The organism is Rhodoplanes sp. Z2-YC6860, assembly GCF_001579845.1.
GTDB lineage: Bacteria > Pseudomonadota > Alphaproteobacteria > Rhizobiales > Xanthobacteraceae > Z2-YC6860.
In genome coordinates, this window is the sequence record NZ_CP007440.1 from 2,291,750 (window position 1) to 2,311,499 (window position 19,750).

Sequence of the window (19,750 nt, forward strand, 5' to 3'; positions counted from 1 at the left end):
AGCGCAACATGCCAAGCCCGCAGGAAATTGAAGAGAAGTTCTGGAGCGCGTTGGCCTCTGATATGACGATGATGTTGGGCCTCGACGGCGTCGAAGACGGACATGCCCGACCTATGACAGCCCAACTCGATGGCGAAAGAGGGCCGATTTGGTTTTTTACGTCCACTGACAACACCATCGTACAGAAGCTGAATGCGGGGTCGCACGACCGTGCGATCGCGACTTTTGTCGACAAAGGGCATGACATTTTCGCCACCGTCCATGGGTCTTTGACGGTCGATACAAACCGGGGCGTGATAGAAAAACTTTGGAACCGCTATATCGCCGCTTGGTACAAAGGCGGCAAGGACGATCCAAAACTTTCCCTTCTTCGATTCGATCCCGAGCGAGCGGAGATCTGGATTGATGCGTCAAGTATGATCGCGGGTCTTAAAGTTTTAATGGGAGCAGATCCTAAGAAGGATTACCGCGATAACGTTGCAAATGTGGATTTGCGTTCCTGAGAGTATGTTACGAAGGCAAACCAACGCGAAATTCGACATCCCGGCGTTGAACTCCGGCGACCGGTAATGGGTATGCGGGGAGTGCGAGCTGACAAGGGGCTAGCTTGGTCGATTTGCAGCAGGCCGTAAGCTACCAGCGCGCGCTTGCGACCTTTACTCGCATCGTTGGGGAAGCCGATTCTGAACAGCGGCTTTTGCAAAACGCTGCCGCCCAGGTTGCGCGCATAACGCACATCAAGCACGTCAAAGTGCTGCGCTACCGTCCTGATCACGGAGACCTTTTGATCGTGGCGGGCGTCGGCTGGAAGCTTGGTGTAGTCGGGCATGTTAGCTTTGGGGCGGATCGCCACTCCTCGCCGGGACGATCTCTGCAAACCGGGGCTCCAGTCGCGTGCGACGACATCCGAAGCGATTCAGAATTTCGCTACGCTGACGTTTTGCGAGAGCACGGCATCGTCTCCGTCCTCAACGTGCCAATTTTCGTAGATGGGAGCCACTGGGGCGTCCTTGAGGTTGACACGGTTGAAAAGACCGTCTTCGAGGAGTTTGAGGTTCACTCTCTTTCGGTGTTTGCCGATATTATCGGTTTATCGCTTGCTCGCCGCGCATCGCAGGCTGATGCGCTAACGGCAGCGACCGACAAGACCCAGGCTCGTACGCAAACTGAGACTCTGTTGCGTGAGCTGCAGCACCGGATGAAGAACAATCTTCAGCTCGTAGTAAGTTTGCTGACTTTGCAAAGCCGACAAGCATCCGGTGAAGAAGTCCGCGAGCGGCTCTCAAGCGTGATGGACAGGGTGCTGGCGATTGGGTTGGCGCACGATCAACTAACCTTCAAAGAAAGTGCCAGCACGGTTGAAATGCAAGACTATTTGCGGGCGCTTTGTGCGAACATCGACCCCAAACGCCCGGGAATAACGATAGAGGTGGACGCGGACGCCGCGGGCGTTCCGCTCGACCGTGCCGTCCCTGTCGGCCTTATCGTGAATGAGCTAGTCACTAACTCCGTCAAATACGCCTTCGAAGAAGAGGGCGGGGTGATTAGCGTTTTGTTCCGCATCAACACCAATATCGGAGAGGCCGAACTTTCGGTCCGCGACAATGGCCGGGGGATGGGACCAGCACGCTCAGGCGGCCTGGGATTAGGACTGGCGAAAAGTCTGACCGGTCAACTCGGCGGCCGATTGACTACCCCTGAAGTTTCAAGAGGCACACTGACAGTCCTGGCATTTCCTTATTCGGTTTAACATTACACGCAGAGCCGTGATTCTCTGCAATTCCGGGCGCAACGTTTATCCGTAGGCCTCATCTTCCTCGGAGAATTTGTATCTGCCATACGGACGCCCTATCGTGTTCAGAAATGTGTCCGCAGGTTTAGTGACGCCAATAACTCCTGCCGGGTCTGAGGCTGCGTGCGGAACGCGCCGAGCATGCGGCTAGTCACCATCGAAACCCCATGCTTGTGGACGCCCCGCGTTGTCATGCATTGGTGCGTTGCCTCTATGATCACAGCCACACCAAGGGGCTTGAGAACGTCGTGAAGACAAGCGGCGATCTCGGCGGTCATTTTCTCTTGAATCTGGAGCCGCTTCGCGAATACGTCGACCAACCTTGCCAGTTTCGATATGCCAACCACACGCCGCCGTGGCAGGTAAGCAATGTGTGCCTTGCCGATAATAGGCGCGAGATGATGCTCGCAATGAGACTCAAACGGAATGTCGCGCAAAGCCACGATCTCGTCGTAGCCTGCGACCTCCTCGAATGTCCTGCTCAAGTAGTCGCTTGGGTTTTGCTGGTAGCCAGCGAACCATTCTTCGAACGCACGTGCGACGCGGCTCGGTGTTCCTTTAAGACCCTCCCGGTCCGGATTATCACCGGCCCAACGGAGAAGTACGCGAACAGCATCTTCGGCTTCCGAACGCGATGGCTTCTCAATCCTCGAGTTAGAACGGCGGGGCGACTTTGCCATGTCGTTACTCCTTGGCGAACGAAGTCAATGTCGCATGGAATTCACAGCTCACTCGAACGAAATATGCCAGCGCTTTGGTTGGGGTGCGCAGCGGAGCACACGAACCGTCTAAAAATTCAACGACCTGCTGCTCCATCTCCGAGCATTTCTTTGACTTTGAAGGCGGAGATCGCGGAAAGGAGGCAGACGGAAATACAGTTTGCTGTAATCACTACCACATCGCCGCGCAGGATTCCGTAAACGACCCAGGTCGACAGTCCAGCGATCAAGGTGATCAACATACCAATAGACAAATCTCCCGTTTCTCCGGTCTCCCAGCACTTCTTCAGCTGAGGGAAATAGGAGATCGTAGTCCAAGCCGCCGCAAAACCACCCACCGCTGTCGTCAGGTCCATTTCTAGCTCTGCATCGATTGTTCGGAAAATTGCGACGCCAAGCCGCACGATGGACTGGATACAGGTGTCGGGGCTCTCGCCGTAGTCATTTGGCAACCATTCATCAGTTTCGCTTCAACCGCGGCGGTGGACATGCAAAGAGCCCAGGCTGTGCCCGGGCCCTTGCATTGCGTCAAAGTCGCTAATCGCTCCGAGCTTCCCCGGCGGCGCTAGCCATCAGACCAAAGCAAAGCTCGCGTTCTAGTTCCGATGACGTAGAGAAAACTGACGTGTGGAGGAACGCGTCGGGAGGGCCGAGTTTTGTCCATATAGGAAAAAACCCGCTTGAGTCACGAGGTGAACCTGCCGCAGAGGAATGGCTATGCTGATTTGGACCCTTCATGCAAGTGTGCGTAGCTTGGGCTCGCGATCCCAGAACCGCTGACCCGCCGCCGCAATAAAATCTTTTCCGAGGCCGGTGATGCCGTCGTCTGGCTGTACCCCGGCCTTGTCGAGCAAGGGCTGAGCCTCTTCATTCGCTCCAATAGTCTTTAGGTGGCCGAACGCGTCCATGACGAATTGCACCGCAGCAGCCTCATTCAGCAGCGCTTGGCAGCCTTCTTCCGAAAGAACGATGGCGACAGCATCGAAAAGCTGGGAGGGCGTCCCTGCGAGTTGGCCATCGGCTTTTAGAACGCTCCCATCTTGCATCTCTGCGCCACCTATCTTGGGAGCTACAAGTTTGCATCTACCGCCGCCCCGCTCGACCGCCTTTTTGACCGCAGCGACGGCCGTTGCATCAGACCCATCGTGGATCAAAATTCCGACCACGCGGCCCTCGAGGGTAGGTTTCATGTTTTTATGGATCGACAGCGCGTCTGAAGGCTTCATGTCGACCACATCGGCCCTTGGCGTAGTTTTCTTCGGCAGCTTTATTCCCATGCCGTCAGCCACGCGCTGCGCGAGCTCATCATCGACGTTGCGCAGGTTGCCAATCATGCGTGCTGGTACCTGTTCAAGGAGCACCTTTGAAAGCTCGAAAGTGAATGAGGAAGCGACATGTGCGCGCTCACTGTCGGTCAGCGACTTCCAGAACAGGCGAGCTTGGCTGAAGTGGTCCGCGAACAATTCTGGCCGGACGCGAAGCTTGTCACCTTGTTCGCCAGCGGCGTCTTGGCCTGGGAAAGTGCTGAATCCGGTGACGGGAGACTCCCGTGGGCCCCCCGGTTCGCCGTGATCGGCTAGGCTGTTCGGCTCATAGTTGGCGCGGCCGACGGGAACGGCCATTTGCATCTGTCCGTCCCGCTGAAAGTTCATCATGGGACATTTTGGCGCGTTGATCGGAATTTGATGGAAGTTGGCTGTGCCGAGCCGCGACTTTTGCGTGTCCAGATAACTAAAGAGCCTACCTTGGAGGAGAGGATCGTTAGTGAAATCGATGCCCGGCACGATGTTGGCGGGGCAATAAGCGACTTGTTCGGTCTCAGCGAAAAAATTGTCAGGGTTTCGGTCTAGGACCATGCGGCCGATCATTCGCACCGGCAAAACTTCTTCCGGAATAATCTTGGTGGGATCAAGAACGTCATAGGGGAGTTTGGCCGCGAATTTCTCGTCAAATGCTTGAACACCGAGCTCCCACTCCGGAAATCCGCCCGTTGCGATCGATTCCCAAAGATCACGCCGATGGAAGTCGTTGTCGGCCGCTTGCAGCTTCAACGCCTCATCCCACACCAGTGACTGCATGCCGAGCTTTGGCTTCCAGTGAAATTTGACAAACGTCGATTTGCCTTTCGCGTTGACCATTCGGAAGGTGTGGATGCCGAAGCCCTCCATCATACGGAGGCTGCGCGGAATGGCACGGTCCGACATCGCCCACATCAGCATGTGTGTGGTTTCGGGCATCAGGGAAGCCCAATCCCAAAACGTGTCGTGAGCGCTTCCCGCCTGGGGAAAGGCGCGATCGGATTCCATTTTTACAGCGTGGACAAGATCCGGAAATTTGATCGCGTCCTGAATGAAGAATACGGGGATGTTGTTGCCGACGAGGTCCCAGTTCCCTTCCTTGGTATAGAACTTCACCGCAAAGCCCCGAACGTCGCGAGGGGTGTCGACTGAGCCTGCCCCACCCGCCACGGTCGAAAAGCGCGTGAAGACGGGGACTTTTTCTCCTTTTCGTTGGAAGAGATCGGCGCGGGTCAAGTCGGACAACGATTCGTATGGTTGAAAGAACCCGTGCGCTGCGGAGCCTCGTGCGTGCACGATGCGCTCGGGAATGCGCTCATGGTCGAAGTGGAAAATCTTTTCGCGTAGCACGAAGTCTTCGAGGAGGGTCGGGCCGCGCTCGCCTGACTTAAGTGAATTCTGGTTGTCGCTGACGCGAATTCCCTGGTTGGTGGTCAGGCGTGCTTCAGCAGATTTTTCGGATTTGTCGGCTTGCTGATGGGTTTCGCCGCCCTGGCCAACGCGCAGCACGCTATCCATCGCTTTTGTCATGGGTGATTCCTCAAATCCGAGATGAGCAGGAAGAAGCGAGCTGCCCCCGAAAACATCCCGCCGCCAGCAAGGAAAGCTATGACAAGAACGATCGTTCCCAGTTTCTGGGACGAATAGGAGCAGATCGGCTTGGTTGGGAGGCGTGGGGGGTGATGTGCGAGCCGGGGCGCTGCCCCGGGTATTTTATTGATTTCGCTGCGGTGCAATGAAACTCTAGCCGCGCATTGGCATTGAGTAGTAATCGGGGACAGCCGGCTCGCCGCCAAACCCATCCCTCGCCGCTTCCGGATGCTGGTCACTGTCCTTTGTCAGTGGATACGTCCTTGAAATGAAGATCGCCCAAGTTGCTCCCTTGTTCGAGAGCGTGCCGCCCCAACTCTACGGTGGAACTGAGCGTGTAGTCTCGTACCTGACTGAAGAACTCGTCAGGCAAGGTCACGAGGTTACGCTCTTTGCTAGCGGCGACTCAATCACGACCGCAAATCTTGTTTCGTGCTGTCCTCGCGCCCTGCGGCTCGATGGGGGCGTACGCGATGCGATCCCCCATTTAATGGTGATGCTCGACAAGGTGCGTGAGCGCGCATTGGATTTCGACGTTGTGCACTTCCACGTCGACTATTTCCACCTCCCATTCTTTCGCGATGTTCCAATGCTGACCACGTTACACGGTAGGCAGGACTTGGCGGACCATATGCCTTTCTACCATCGGTTCCACGATCTGCCATTCGTGTCGATTTCGGATGCGCAGCGTAAGCCGCTTCCCCAGGCCAAATTTGTGGCCACGGTCTATCATGGACTCCCCTTGGACCTTCACGCGCCGAATCTAGGTCCACCAGGGAATTATCTTGCCTTCCTTGGGCGTGTGTCGCCCGAAAAGAGGCCGGATCGCGCGATCGCTATCGCGCGGGCCGCCGGCATGCCACTGAAAATCGCCGCCAAGGTCGACAAGGCCGATGAAGACTATTTCCACGGCGTGATTGAGCCTTTGCTCGACGGTGCCGACGTCGAGTTCGTTGGCGAAATCAACGAGCGTATCAAAACGGAGTTTCTAGGCCAGGCGAAGGCACTACTGTTCCCGATCGATTGGCCGGAGCCGTTTGGACTCGTAATGATCGAAGCCATGGCTTGCGGTACCCCAGTGCTCGCCTTTAAGAGCGGATCCGTGCCTGAAATTATCGATGAAGGGGTGACTGGGCGCGTCGTATGCTCGACGGAAGAGGCATTAAAGGTGTTACCGGACGTGCTTGCCCTTGATCGGTCCGCTGTCCGCCAACGATTCGAAGAGCGCTTCTCGTCAGCACGCATGGCTTCAGATTACGTAGAAGTTTACCGGGCTATTGCGACACGGGTCATTCGACCGGATCCGTCTATCTATCGAACCTCTCTCACCGGGATGCCAAGCTTCATTGCTGCGGCGGAGGAACGGCGACAGAGAATCGGTTGACCGTTCTTTTACTAACGCTCGTACCGATCAAATCTCAGGTGGGCGAACCACTTTTCTAAGTGCCGCTTTGAAGTTCCACAAAATCGCAACCCCGCAAGCTAGGCGGCAGTCAGCCGCTTTATTCGAGGTGACGTGTGTCCCACGAGATTAAAGAAGGTTCGCCAGCCACGCTTGGCGCAAACTGGGATGGCACAGGGACAAATTTTGCCCTTTTTTCCGCTAACGCCAGCAAGGTTGAGTTATGTCTGTTTGACTCATCCGGTCAGCGCGAAACTGATCGGATCGAACTACCTGAGTACACCGATCAGATTTTCCACGCGTACATTTCGGATGTGCCTCCGGGCACCTTTTATGGCTATCGCGTGCACGGCTCATACGAGCCTCAAGCGGGCCATCGCTTCAATCCTAACAAGCTACTACTCGATCCCTACGCGCGTGCTCACGCTGGGCGTTTGCGGTGGGATGCTTCCCTGTTCGGCTATAAAATGGAGTCGGGGGATGATGCCACGTTCGATGATCGCGACAGCGCGGCATTCATGCCCAAGTGCGTCGTAGTCGATGCTGATTTCGATTGGAAGGGTGAACCAGGCCGCCAATTCGTACCGTGGCGACATACGGTTCTGTATGAAACACACGTCAAGGGATTTACCAAACGTCACCCGGCTGTGTCCGAAAATCGGCGCGGCACTTACGCCGGCCTCGGGACCAAAGAGGTCATCGATTACGTCAAGTCATTGGGTGTGTCGTCGGTCGAGCTGCTGCCGGTGCACACCTTCATCGATGACAGCCAACTCATTGAGAAGGGCTTGGCCAATTACTGGGGCTACAACACCATCGGCTTTTTTGCGCCGGACCCGCGCTATGCGGCGGACGTCCCGAACAGCTTGCGCGAATTCAAGGAAATGGTCGCGCGCTTCCATGAGGCTGGGCTCGAGGTCATTCTGGATGTCGTTTACAACCATACGGCCGAAGGCAACGAGCGAGGACCCACACTCTCGTTTAAGGGGATCGACAACGCGACGTACTATCGACTGATGCCCGATCAGCAGCGCTACTACATCAACGACACCGGCACTGGAAACACTGTCAATCTCAGCAATATGGCGGTCATTCGAATGGTGACCGACAGCCTGCGCTACTGGGCGCAAGAAATGCACATCGATGGCTTCCGCTTCGACCTCGGCACCATTCTGGCGCGCGAACCCCATGGCTTTGATGAGCACAGCGGCTTTCTCAAAGCCGTCGGCCAGGACCCCGTGCTCCGCTCCATCAAACTGATCGCTGAACCTTGGGACTGTGGCCCGGGCGGCTATCAGGTTGGTTGCTTTCCGCCGGGGTGGACTGAGTGGAATGACAAATTCCGCGACACCATTCGCGATTTCTGGCGAGGCCAGGCGCTTCCCAGTGCGCTCGCACCGAGGCTTTCCGGCTCCGGCGATTTGTTCAACCATGAAGGACGACGCGCGTGGGCGAGCGTGAATTTTGTCACGGCCCATGATGGCTTCACCCTCAACGATGTCGTGAGCTACGATAGTAAGCATAACGACGCGAATGGCGAAGGCAACAAGGACGGTAGTTCGGACAATCGCTCGTGGAATTGTGGTGCCGAAGGCCCGACGGACGATGATGTAATCAACGAGCTTCGCTGTCGCCAGATCCGAAATATGCTGGCCACGCTATTGTTCGCGCAAGGCACGCCAATGCTGCTCGCTGGAGATGAATTCGGCCGAACGCAAGGCGGCAACAACAATGCGTATTGCCAAGATAGCGACATCAGTTGGTTGGATTGGACAATCGAAGGAAAAGGCCAAGACCTTATCCAGTTTACAAAGAAGGTTGTTGGGCTACGCCGTCAGTATCCCATTCTGCGTCGCACACGCTTTCTTACCGGCGCCTATAACGAGGAACTTGCCGTAAAGGATGTGAGCTGGATCAAAGCCAATGGCCAAGAACTCAATGACGACGATTGGCGCGACACCAACCTCAAATGCTTTGGCATGCTCATGGATGGTCGCGCACAGCCCACTGGTATTCATACGCGCGGCAGAGACGACACTTTGCTGTTGATCTTGAACAGCTACCACGATGTGGTGACGTTCACTCTGCCCAAAGCTCCCGCTGGTTCGGGTTGGTCACTTTTGCTGGACACAAATGCGCCTGAGTTGCCAAAGTCCGATTTTGCGTTTGACGCCGCCTATGAAGTCACGGGGCGGTCACTGTTGCTGCTAGCATTAAACGCGCAATCATAGCCTCAGCTGGTCGGCTTCAAAAGACTGCTCATCCGTTGGAGACCACGCCGTTTAGTCGAACCAGCCGTGGCGTTTGAACCATAGCAGCGGCAACAAGCCGCTTGCGATAATGGCCAGCCAAGCTAACGGATACCCCCAAGCCCAGTTCGGGCGTCACTTTGAAATTCATGCCCTACATTCCACCAAGAATGTCAGGGGAATACCGACGACGGACACCAATGTCAGGACCTTGAAGAGGTCGTTCTGCTGGATGTTGATAAATCGAACGACACACCCTCGGCGGCAAGTACTTGCTCGTGCGACGCGTCGAACGTCCTCCTGAAGCGGCTCGAAGAAGGGCACCTCGACGTTGTGATCGCGTTTTCTTCGGCTCCTCCAGAAGGTGCAAAAAGCTTCTGGACGAAAAACATGGTTTGGGTGTCGGGCCGAGAATTCTTATTGAGTCCTGGCAACCCACTGCCATTGTTGAGTTGGCCTGGCACCGTTACCTCCGACGACGCCAAGCTAGGATGCCACCGAACGCCGCAACAGTCCGGGCAAGCCAGCGCCCACGATCGGGCCAGGAACCGCCATTCGACGCCCGCGCGAAGACAACAAGCCTGGCGCTTGCATTTAGACACCGGGCCCCACGGCGTAATGGTCATAAAAGAAAGCCTCTCCGATGGTTATCGCGGCCGAGCTATGTCCAAATAATCATGGAGTGCCGTGCCTTTCATCGTCTCCCGATTATCCCAAAAGGTTTCGTGCGCTGCGCTCTATACAAGATGTAAGCTTGGCGGAATGTCGCCGTCCAAGTCACAAGACGCGCAAGCGTCCGTAGATGATCGTGAATCCCCTCGCCCCCGTGAATGTTTTGCAAAGTCAGTCACCGCGCAGTAGTGAGTGCCGGAGATAAAAACCCGTCTTGCTGCTGTCCGTAGCCGCAACGGCGGAAGGACGACCGGACGCAACGACCATCCCGCCCTCATCCCCCGCGCCGGGGCCCATATCGATCACCCAATCGCTTTGGGCCACGAGTTGCATATCGTGTTCAACGACGACCACAGAGTTGCCGCCATCGACCAGGCCGTTGAGTTGCTCGATCAGTTTCTCGACGTCGGATGGATGCAACCCCGTGGTGGGCTCGTCGAGAATGTAGAGCGTGCCGCCTCGTTGCGCACGCTGCAGCTCAGTCGCAAGTTTAATGCGCTGGGCCTCTCCGCCCGAAAGTTCGGTCGCCGATTGACCGAGGCGTATATAGCCCAGACCGACCTGTTTGATGACGTGCAGGCTGCGCTCTAAACTCGCATCATTTCGAAAGAACGCATAGGCCTCTTCTGCTGTCATACTGAGAACATCCGCCACGGAATTCCCATGAATTTTAATCTCTAGGGTCTTTTCATTGTAGCGTGCGCCTTTGCATGCCGGGCAGGGTGTGTAAACGCTCGGCAAGAATAACAACTCAACTGAGACGAAACCCTCTCCCTCACAGGTCGCACACCGTCCTTTCGTGACGTTGAAAGAGAACCGCCCGGCATCATAACGGCGCGCTTTCGCTTCCTTGGTTGCGGCAAAAAGCTTGCGTACAGAATCGAACAAGCCCGTGTACGTCGCAAGGTTCGAGCGCGCAAGCTTAACAAGGAGATCAACGCAGGGCTTGCCGATCCGGCCCACTTCGCGATTTCCTCGGCGATAAGCTTGCCGAAATCGGCAGGCGAGCCCGTCAGCGCCGTGCCGCCAAAGTCGGCGGCAAGCCGCGCCTTGATTTTGGAACCTTCAGCTCCGGGTGCGGCATGGGAAACGGCTGGGCTGGACGCAAGAGTGTCCTGAGTAACTAAAATTTCCGGTTAGCGTTCTCCAAATCCTGAAGTCCGGCGAACTCCTAAGCCCGAGCCGTAGCATTCCTCACTTCGAGTCCTCGAAGCTAATCACACTGCTTCAGATCGCTGGCCCGGCCGGGGCGTGGGCCATACAATCACGATAGTGCGGGTTGGAGATCGCTCATTCATGAACTTGCGCCAGCTCAGATATTTCGTGAGCGTGCTGGATGCCGAGAATATAACCCGGGCAGCTGAGCAGCTTCACGTTGCTCAAACGGCCCTAGGCATGCAGATACGCCAGATCGAGGAGGATCTTGGCATTGCACTCTTGGTCCGGCACTCGCGCGGCGTAAGCCCGACTAAAGCGGGCAAGCTTTTGTACACTCGCGCCGTCGAAATCCTAAAACTGGTCGAGGAGACCAGGAAAGAGGTCTCGGCCGCGGAGCGTGAGGACAGCGAAGCCATTCGATTTGGCATCACGCCGGCGCTGATGCTGATTGCCGGTACCGAGCTAGCCCTGACTGTGCGACAGAACCATCCCCAGCTGCTGCTATCGATGGTGGAGGCCATGAGCCATGTTCTAATCGAGAGCTTGGCGCGGGGCGAGGTCGATTTCATCCTTTGCTACGATGTTCCCGATCTCCCACAGCTTTCTCGCACAGCGCTGCTCCAGGACGATCTCGTCTTGGTCACACCTCCTGGGCCCCACAAGGGCAAGCCGATTGCCTTCGTCGATGCTTTGGATGAGAGCTTGGCAATGCCGGAAGTGGGCGATTCGATCCGTGCTGTCGCGACCCGCACGGCCCGTGATCTCGGACTAGAACTTAGCGTCGCCTATGAAGTTCGGTCGGTATCGGCCATGAAGAGCTTGGTCGCGCGTGGCGCTGCAACTAGCATTCTTCCGTACTTTTCGGTCATCGATGAAGTGAAGGCCGGCGTACTCGATGTTCGGCCAATCGTGACGCCTGCCTTGCGACGAACCTTGTTCCTGGCATCCTCCAAACAGCGCGGCCCTTTCCGCAACGAGGCGGCATTGTCAGGCGCTGTTCGGCTGTCCTTGCAAAGGCTGTTGGACGAGCTTGGCCCGCTCGCAGAACCATTGTGGGTCCGGACTGGCTGAGACAGCAGAAATTGTGCGTGCTCCCCTAAGCCGATAGTTTTGGACTGAAACCTGCCAAACGATGCCTATGCTCGTGTCCGATATGGATCGGATATCAGGCATAGGAAGAAGCACATGAAGAGCCGCACACTCGTGAAGTTCGCTGCAGTCGTGGGCCTTGTCGCTGCAATGGCAACCACCGCGAACGCCGAAAACCTGAATATCTGGCAGGCGACCCTTGGGGAATCTGGCCAGAAGACAGGTGAAGTCAGCACCGAGCAGATGCGGCGGATAATCATCGACAACAGTGCGATCGTGCTCGACACCCGCACGCCGGCCGAATTCGAAGCCGGACACATTCCCGGCGCGCGGGTTCTGGACGTCTCTCAGGATACCCAGGTCGGAGAAGTCCTGAATCTGGTGGGCGGGGACAAGATCAAGGCGCTAGTCCTCTACTGCAATGGTCCGTATTGCCAAGCAAGCCGACGCTTGGCGGATCAGCTGGCGGCAGCGGGCTTCAGCAATGTGCGGCGCTATCAGCTCGGCATGCCAATTTGGCGCTCGCTCGGCGGCCCAACTGCGATCGAGCTAGGCGGCGTCAAGCGGGTGTTCGGGCAGGACAAGACTGCCGTCTTCATTGACGTCCGCTCCGCAGATGAGTTTGCCAAAAGCAGCCTCCCCGGCGCCGTGAACACACCGGTGGAGGACGTGCTTTCCGGCAAGTTAAAGAAGATGGCATTGCCCGAGGACGATTTTAATCGCCGTGTAGTTTTGTTTGGTCGTAACGCTATGCAGGCCCGCCAGTTCGCGGAAGTGCTTAGTAAGCGGCCCTGGCACAATATAGCCTATTTCGCCGGTGCCTATGAGTTGCTCGAATCTGCGGTTTCGAAAAACTGACAAATTCATCCGTTGCCGTTTTCGAAGGTGACTCTTGCCGGGCGTCGCGCCCATTCCAACTTCGAGGCTCGATGGCTTCAAGAAAGCCAGCAAAATCGGGCCTCAACTGAATTCCGCACTAAATCCCGAAGTGCGGAGCTTTAGAGACAATTGGGCGTAGAGAGAGAATTTCGGCCCTGTGCGCGTTCTGCGAAGTGCGGAGGTCTTCGTCGAAAAGCCGATGAACGTTGCGCTTTTTGCGGGGCTCACCGGGGGGCGGAGAATATGTCGCCGGGTGGGACTGGCGGAGGGAGACGAACTGAAATCCAACGTTCTCCACTTTTGCGCAGATTTTCGCCCGTCTACGATGGAAATCTAGTCGCGGGGGACCCACTACCGACGCTGGCCACGCACGAAGCTGTTCGAAAATCTCATTCTTGAACGGCGCCCGTCGCGTTGGGCTGCTCGAAATAAGGCGGACGGTCGGTCCGATGATGGATTGGGGCGACACGGCGCGATTCTACTTTGTTTTCAAGCCATTTAGACCAGCAGAGATTCTGCATGTAGTATTATTAGCAGTACCGATCTCGCCGGTGTCCGGTAGCGTCCGGGTTTGACTCGCTCAGCGCTTCGCCTTGCTCCATCCCTTGCAGGCCCTCTGTACCAGCCATCCCGTCAGCATGTTCTACTTATGCGTTAGGTCTTTGATGAAGTTCGCAAGCAAAGATCTCAGGCTGTCGATGGACGGTATGTCCATCAAGAGGGCAACGTAGCCCTGAATGTTTCGAGTGCTGATCTCAAACCGGATATGAAGAAACAGAACGAGAGTTTGGCTTTCTTCACCTTTCAACATTTGCCGGCTGTCGCCCCGGATGACGACCGGTAGCGACATTTGCAGACTTTTCTTGAGAAGATTGGCGAGTGTCGCGACCCAACTGTTCAGAATAATGTTGCCGGTTTCTGCGAGCGCTTCGTCTTCAAGACTCCCGATGTCTTCAAGCGGAAGCTCGTGACCCACCACGGCGCGGACCAATTCGAGGCTGTTGGATTCCGGAAAAATCAGCAGCGCGCGTCCCGAGAACGGACCACTGAAATCCTGTCGCACGGCCACCAGACTGGGGCTGTCCGGGTTGCTGATGATTTGGGCCGCGTCATCCTTCGAAAGAATATCCACGCTCGGGACAGAAAGCAGGACTTGATGCTTGACCATCTGGCGTAAGCTGTTCGCCGCGCGGGCCATCGCGATGTTCGAAAGCTCCGCGAGCGCATCTTTTTCAAGATCGCCGAGTGGGGGAGAGGCGTGGTTAGCCATAGTACATCCGAATTTTACGAACGGATCGGCACGATGTGTGGCGCCGTTCAATGCCGGCACGTGACCATCAAATGACACATTAAGCGGGATTGCTATCCGGTGCTAAGGCTAGGCGTTCGGTGTCTCATTTTTTGTTGTCGCTTGTATGGGCTGTGGCATAGCGCGTAGGTTTGAGCCGGGCCACTGCGCGTCCGCGTCCCCCCGCGATTTAGGCTGTCCGGATCAACAATGCCAAAGAAATCGAACGGTACTCGAAATTCGGCTTATAAGGCCCATTCTGACGCGTTCGGCGGGCAGCAAACCAGAGCTTCCGTGGCTGGAGGCGCTGCCGGACTTCGTCGTCCTGGTATGACGGCGGCTACCGCCAAGCCGAAGTCTTTGATGAAGACCGCCAGTCTGGCCGCGCACGGAGCGAATGCGGCACGGCCAATGTCAGCGGCGGTTCCCGCGATCGCGCAGCCTCATGCTCGCAAGAAGCCGATGCGAACGAAACCATCGGGCAGTCGCGATCAGAAAATCGAAGAACGGATCGCAGCGGCGACTGACGAACTTGCCAGCGGCATCACCCAGTCCGCTTCCGCCGCCGAAGAGCTCCGCCGCGCGATGGAGCAAATCGCGACCGGAGCTGAGGAAGCGGCAGCTGCTTCGCAGGAAACACTTGCCGCAGCCAACGGTACGGCCGCAATCCTCGTTCAGGCCCGGGACCGTGCTGTTTCGGCACGTGGCCGGACCGATGCGTTGCAAAAGCTCGTTGCCGACAGTTCCAACGAAATTGGCGCATGGGCAAACAACATCAAACTTAATGGTGAGCGCCAGGCCGCGTCGGTTGCTGTCATGCTCAAGCTCAGCGAGCAGGCCGCCAGCATTGGTGATGTCACGAAAGCCATCGGCCATGTCTCCGATCAGACCAATCTTCTGGCGCTGAACGCTGCCATCGAAGCCGTCCGCGCAGGTGATCATGGCCGAGGCTTCGCCGTCGTTGCGGATGAAGTCCGGGGCCTGGCTGAGTCATCGGAGAAGAGCGCACGGGACGCGCAAGGCCTTGCTGGTCAAATCCAGGAAGAGGTGAAGGGCATCTCCACGTTGATCGCGAACGCTGCGCAGGGCGCCTCTGCCGAGGCCGAACGCAGCCAAACCGTGGTGCTGGGTCTTGGCGAGCTTCGTAAGGAAATCATAGCGCTGGCGGAGGGCAGCCAAGCCATTGCAACGGCAGCCGCTCAGGCCGAAACCGCCGCGCGTGAAGCACAAAAGGGCGCCGAGGTCATTGCCTCGGCGGCCGAAGAGCAGGCCGCGGCTGCGGCTGAGGCGTTGCGCAGTGTTGAGCAACAGTCCACGGCCCTCGACGAATGCCAGAACGCGACGCAGTCGGTCGCGACGCTGGCGGGTGCGATTGGGACGGACAGAAGCGTCTCGGCGGCCGATGAATTGGCGTCGGCCGCCGAGCAGCTTTCATCGGCGATTCAGGAGATTTCGGGAGCCGCTACTCAGATTATGACTGCGGTCGAACAGATCAGCCGTGGCGGGCAGCAACAGGCGTCGGCCACGCAGGAAGCCAGCGCGGCGCTGAATCAAATCGAGAAGTCCGCAACGGCTGCGCGCGAAAGTGCCAGCAGATCACTTGATCGCACCCAGCAAGGTGCCCGCATGCTGGCTGAGGTTCGCCAGTCGGTTTCCGAGTTGTCGACAGGCATTAGCCGGGCGCTTGAAACGACAAGACGAGGTCTGGGATTGATTGTCGGTCTGGAGGTTGCCAGCCGAAGTATCGAGAAGATTGTCGATGGCATAAGCATGGTCTCGATCCAGACGAATATGCTGGCTGTCAGCGGTTCGGTGGAGGCTGCGCGCGCCGGTGACAGTGGCAAAGGTTTCGCCGTCGTATCGAAGGACATTCGCAGTCTCGCACGCGATTCCGGCGAAAATGCCAGTCGCATTAAAGACACGGTCCGTGCCATTCAAGACCAGATCGCTACCGTCCGGAAGGATTTGGAACAGATCATTGCAGCGGCCGAGACTGAAAATCAGAAGAATGCGCTGGTACTATCCAGTTTGAGCTCCGTGCAGAAGGACATGGAAGAGCTTGCGGCTGGCAGCCAGGAAATTTTGGCCGGTTCGGATGCGATTCTATTGTCGTTGAAGGAAGGCGCGCGAGGCGCCGAACAGATCGCGGCTGCGGCCGAGGAGGCCGGCAGCGCGGCGGCGGAAGCATCCACGGCTGCCAAGCAGCAAGCGCGTGGCGCAGAAGAGCTTGCAGCAGCTATTGAAGAAATTGCCTCGCTCGCTGAAGACATCCAGAGCCGCAATGGCTAAACGCACCCATCACGTTGCTTCAGGCGCAGTCGCATCTGCCGCCGGCCTGGGCCGTGACGGGAACGCCGGCGATACCGCTCAAAATGATTTGCTCCCGCTCGAAACCGGTCATACGGCGAATTTCGTTGTGTTTGACCTGGCGAGCGGCAAGTTCGGATTTCAGCTTGGTGACGTCGCAGAAATTGTCCGGGTTCCGAATATGGCCCGCATGCCGCTCGCGCCACAAAGCCTTGTCGGGCTCGCCAATCTGCATGGCATTGTCTTGCCGGTGGTCGACTTGCGTCGGTTGCTGGGACTTCCCGGCACCCAATTGGATGAAGCCGCGCGCGTCATTGTGATCGCTCGCGGCGCCCCCGTAGGCTACGTCGTCGATCGTATTGACGGACTGGTTTCACTTCCGGCCAATCGGCTTGAGAAGGACGATGCTGGCGCCGGATCGATCGACCCGAATCTTTTGGACGGTGTCATCAAGGGTGCCGAAGGCGAAAGCACCGTCAAGATTCTTAGCCCCACCCGGATACTGCGCGACGAGTTCAGCCATCTAGGTGTTTCAGCACAAAGGGCATCCGGCGTGGCCTCGGTATCCGCCGTTAATGCGGTACAAACTGTCACGGCCGAAAACCGGAAGGTCTCGCTGGTCAGCTTTGAGTTGGGCACCCAGGAGTATGCTCTCCCGCTCGACCGTGTGCAGGAGATCATCCAGCTTCCAGACCAGATTTCGGAAGTGGCGCGATCCGAGGCCGCCGTTCTCGGTGTTGTGACTTTACGCGACCGCCTGCTGCCGTTGGTCTCACTGCGTGCCCTGCTGGGACTTCCAGCTGACAGCAGGTGCGAAGAGTCGGGCAAGGTCGTCGTGCTTCCGATGGGCGGCGGCGCCATCGGTGTCGTTGCGGATCGTACTCGGGAGATCATTCATGTCGATCCGGGGACGATTGATGCGGCGCCGTCGCTGCTGACGCGCGGGGAAGGCGACGCGGAAATCACCTCCATCTGCCGCCTCAATAACGGAAAGCGTCTGGTCGCGATCCTTTCGCCCGATCGGCTCTTCTCGTCTGATCTAGTGCGGCGTGTGCTTTCCGAGCAAGGCCAGCAGAGTGAAGCCACTGCAAGCCATACGGAGGGGGATGCAATGGCTGACGAGCAATTCATTATCTTCCGGCTCGGCGATCAGGACTACGGGTTGCCAATTGCGGCCGTGGACGAGATAGCGCGGCCGCCGGAACGTATTGCCCGCTTGCCGAAGGCTCCGGCTTTTGTCGATGGTGTAATGAATCTGCGCGGCGCCGCAGTCCCGATCATCGATCTGCGGCGTCGGTTCGAAATCGAGTCGAAGGGACGGTCCGGCAGCGAGCGCATTCTCGTTTTGTCGGCGGGCGGCGCCAAGACCGGTTTCATGGTCGACGCGGTATCGGAGGTCATGAAGATTCACGAAAAAAATATCCGACCCGCTCCAGAGGTTTCGACAGAACAGATGCGATTGATTGGGCGGGTCGCCAATCTGGAGGCACTCGACCGTATGATTTTGCTGGTAGATCCGGCACAGCTTCTCGACCGGATCGAGGCAGAGGTTCTGGCCAAATTCGACCGTAAGGTTGCCTCGCGGGATTCGAAAGCTTCGTGATCAAGCTTCTTATTGCGGATGATTCTGCGCTGATGCGGAAGCTGCTCGAGGGCATTTTCCGAGGCGAAGGTGATTTTGACATTCAACTCGCGCGCAATGGCACCGAAGCGCTCGAATTGGTGCGTTCGTTCGATCCCCATGTCGTCACGCTCGATGTGCAGATGCCGGGTATGGACGGGCTGAGTTGTCTCAGCCAGATCATGATCCAGGCGCCCAGGCCTGTTGTGATGATTTCCTCGCTGACCGCTCAGGGCGCGGACGCAACCCTGGAGGCGATAGAACTCGGGGCCGTGGACTTTATCGCCAAGCCGGCCGGCACAGTTTCGCTTGAGATAGATCGCATGCGCCCTGTCCTGATCGAGAAGGTGCGCGGTGCTGTGCAAGCCAAAATCCGCCCGACCCTTCGGCTGAAGGAGCGCATCAGGCACCAATTTCGTGGCGCGGGCATCGTATCGAGGCCGATCCGTTCTGACCGGTACGGCACTCGAAAAACGGGCCCTCAGTTGAAGCCCGGATTGATCCTTGTCGGGACTTCGACGGGTGGGCCTGCCGCCCTCGACATTGTGCTTCCACGATTGCCGCAGCAACTGCCGTGGCCGGTAATAGTTGCACAGCATATGCCGGCAAACTTCACCGGAGCGTTCGCCAGGCGGCTCGATCGAAATTGCGAGCTGAAAGTCGTCGAGGTTAGCCGTCCGATGCTTTTGGAGCCGGGAACGATTTATATCGGTCGGGGCGACGCCGATGTCGTCGTCAGCAGCCGGCAGTCTGGTCTGCACGCGATGCCAGTGCCTGCGCGGCGTGACTATCCTTGGCATCCCAGCGTGGAGCGGATGGTACAGAGCGCTCTAGAGCATTACGACCCCACCAGGCTGATCGGCGTCCTGATGACCGGGATGGGTAACGACGGCGCCGCCGCAATGACCGAGCTGCGCCAGCGGGGCGGCAGGACAATCGCCGAGGCGGAATCGACTGCAGTGGTATGGGGAATGCCTGGCGAACTCGTGAAAAGCGGCGGGGCTGACTTGGTGAGGCCGGTGGACGAGATCGCCGCGTCGCTCGCCGAATGGATAGCGGCCGATGCCGTTCATTAAGCGTGGTGCATCCACCCCAGTCACCGAAAGCAAGCCCGGCGAAGCAACCGCTCCACACATCGCGGCGCTGAGTAGCCCCGATGCGGAGATGCGCTGGGGTGCGGCACGTGCGCTCGGAGGCGTTGCCGCCGCCGTTCCTGTTCTGGCGGCCGCGCTCGACGGAGAACAGAACCCTCGCGTCCGCGAAGCGATCATGACCGCGCTGATGCGGATCGGCGACGAGGCAAGCGTGCGTACCCTTTTGCCTTACCTGCGCTCGCAGGATGCCAGACAACGCTCAGCGGCGATCGAAACCTTGCAAGCCTTGCCTGGGGCGGTCGAGCCATTTGTGGCGGCGCTCCTTGGCGACGCCGACACAGATGTCCGCCTTCTGGCAACGGAATTAGCGCGCAACATGCCGCCGAAACACGCCACACTCGTGCTGTGCGACCTACTGAAGAAAGAGAGCCATCCCAACGTCTGTGCGGCTGCCGTGGAGGTGCTGGCCGAGGTTGGAACGCGCGATGCCTTGCCGACGTTAAAAGCCTGTGCCGAACGGTTCGCAAACGTACCATTCCTGCCGTTCGCCATAGAGGCCACCATCGCGCGGATTTCGAGCACCGAAAGCTGA

General features: G+C 57.7%; 14 protein-coding genes and 1 pseudogene. 10 read left to right on the forward strand and 5 right to left on the reverse strand.

Translation table 11 applies throughout. The features are described from left to right. The first annotated feature begins 8 nt into the window (after nucleotides 1–8). Nucleotides 9–503 carry a pyridoxamine 5'-phosphate oxidase family protein gene (locus RHPLAN_RS10785; RefSeq protein WP_068017134.1) on the forward strand — a complete coding sequence of 165 codons (495 nt, stop codon included), beginning with the start codon at nucleotides 9–11 and terminating at the stop codon, nucleotides 501–503. A 104-nt stretch (nucleotides 504–607) separates the two neighbouring features. Further along, nucleotides 608–1,750, forward strand: a complete 1,143-nt coding sequence (locus RHPLAN_RS10790) for a sensor histidine kinase (protein WP_068017138.1) — start codon at nucleotides 608–610, stop codon at nucleotides 1,748–1,750. A 107-nt stretch (nucleotides 1,751–1,857) separates the two neighbouring features. On the opposite strand, the gene folE is transcribed toward RHPLAN_RS10790, so the two are convergent. The 3 genes from folE to RHPLAN_RS10805 all read right to left on the reverse strand — a co-directional run bounded on the left by folE (nucleotide 1,858) and on the right by RHPLAN_RS10805 (nucleotide 5,339). Continuing rightward, nucleotides 1,858–2,472 carry a GTP cyclohydrolase I FolE gene (gene folE, locus RHPLAN_RS10795; RefSeq protein ID WP_068017141.1) on the reverse strand — a complete coding sequence of 205 codons (615 nt, stop codon included), beginning with the start codon at nucleotides 2,470–2,472 and terminating at the stop codon, nucleotides 1,858–1,860. Nucleotides 2,473–2,588: 116 nt separating this feature from the next. Then, nucleotides 2,589–2,963, reverse strand: coding sequence for a SemiSWEET family sugar transporter (locus tag RHPLAN_RS10800; RefSeq protein WP_157100200.1), 375 nt, complete (start codon nucleotides 2,961–2,963; stop codon nucleotides 2,589–2,591). Between the two features lie 282 nt (nucleotides 2,964–3,245). Further along, complete coding sequence (locus tag RHPLAN_RS10805) at nucleotides 3,246–5,339, reverse strand: catalase (protein WP_084244663.1); 2,094 nt, start codon at nucleotides 5,337–5,339, stop codon at nucleotides 3,246–3,248. Nucleotides 5,340–5,667: 328 nt separating this feature from the next. Here RHPLAN_RS10805 and RHPLAN_RS10810 point away from each other — a divergent pair, with 328 nt between their 5' ends. Both RHPLAN_RS10810 and glgX read left to right on the forward strand, forming a co-directional pair. Continuing rightward, on the forward strand, nucleotides 5,668–6,783 hold the full coding sequence (locus RHPLAN_RS10810; RefSeq protein ID WP_068017146.1) for a glycosyltransferase family 4 protein: 1,116 nt from the start codon (nucleotides 5,668–5,670) through the stop codon (nucleotides 6,781–6,783). A 134-nt stretch (nucleotides 6,784–6,917) separates the two neighbouring features. Continuing rightward, on the forward strand, nucleotides 6,918–9,032 hold the full coding sequence (gene glgX / locus RHPLAN_RS10815; RefSeq protein WP_068017148.1) for a glycogen debranching protein GlgX: 2,115 nt from the start codon (nucleotides 6,918–6,920) through the stop codon (nucleotides 9,030–9,032). A gap of 861 nt (nucleotides 9,033–9,893) precedes the next feature. Here the strand turns inward: glgX and RHPLAN_RS10820 are convergent. Beyond that, nucleotides 9,894–10,637 (reverse strand): annotated as a pseudogene (locus RHPLAN_RS10820) (ATP-binding cassette domain-containing protein); the annotation flags it as partial. 381 nt (nucleotides 10,638–11,018) lie between these two features. Here RHPLAN_RS10820 and RHPLAN_RS10825 point away from each other — a divergent pair. Continuing rightward, nucleotides 11,019–11,951 carry a LysR family transcriptional regulator gene (locus RHPLAN_RS10825; RefSeq protein WP_068017154.1) on the forward strand — a complete coding sequence of 311 codons (933 nt, stop codon included), beginning with the start codon at nucleotides 11,019–11,021 and terminating at the stop codon, nucleotides 11,949–11,951. A 114-nt stretch (nucleotides 11,952–12,065) separates the two neighbouring features. Beyond that, nucleotides 12,066–12,827, forward strand: coding sequence for a rhodanese-like domain-containing protein (locus RHPLAN_RS10830; protein ID WP_068017157.1), 762 nt, complete (start codon nucleotides 12,066–12,068; stop codon nucleotides 12,825–12,827). 664 nt (nucleotides 12,828–13,491) lie between these two features. Here RHPLAN_RS10830 and RHPLAN_RS10835 read toward each other — a convergent pair. Next, a complete protein-coding gene (locus RHPLAN_RS10835) occupies nucleotides 13,492–14,178 on the reverse strand; it encodes a chemotaxis protein CheX (RefSeq protein WP_335341061.1) in 687 nt (228 codons plus the stop codon). A gap of 321 nt (nucleotides 14,179–14,499) precedes the next feature. Between RHPLAN_RS10835 and RHPLAN_RS10840 the strand changes: the two genes are divergently transcribed. The 4 genes from RHPLAN_RS10840 to RHPLAN_RS10855 are packed head-to-tail and all read left to right on the forward strand — an operon-like array spanning nucleotide 14,500 to nucleotide 19,750. Beyond that, nucleotides 14,500–16,425 carry a methyl-accepting chemotaxis protein gene (locus tag RHPLAN_RS10840; RefSeq protein ID WP_237180107.1) on the forward strand — a complete coding sequence of 642 codons (1,926 nt, stop codon included), beginning with the start codon at nucleotides 14,500–14,502 and terminating at the stop codon, nucleotides 16,423–16,425. Next, a complete protein-coding gene (locus RHPLAN_RS10845; protein ID WP_068017166.1) occupies nucleotides 16,418–18,046 on the forward strand; it encodes a chemotaxis protein CheW in 1,629 nt (542 codons plus the stop codon). Before RHPLAN_RS10840 ends, RHPLAN_RS10845 begins: the two co-directional genes overlap by 8 nt. Further along, on the forward strand, nucleotides 18,043–19,140 hold the full coding sequence (gene cheB / locus RHPLAN_RS10850) for a chemotaxis-specific protein-glutamate methyltransferase CheB (protein WP_068017169.1): 1,098 nt from the start codon (nucleotides 18,043–18,045) through the stop codon (nucleotides 19,138–19,140). Before RHPLAN_RS10845 ends, cheB begins: the two co-directional genes overlap by 4 nt. After that, nucleotides 19,127–19,750 (forward strand): HEAT repeat domain-containing protein, encoded by a 624-nt coding sequence (locus tag RHPLAN_RS10855; protein ID WP_068017172.1) that lies wholly within the window; start codon nucleotides 19,127–19,129, stop codon nucleotides 19,748–19,750. The genes cheB and RHPLAN_RS10855 overlap by 14 nt, the downstream gene beginning before the upstream one ends.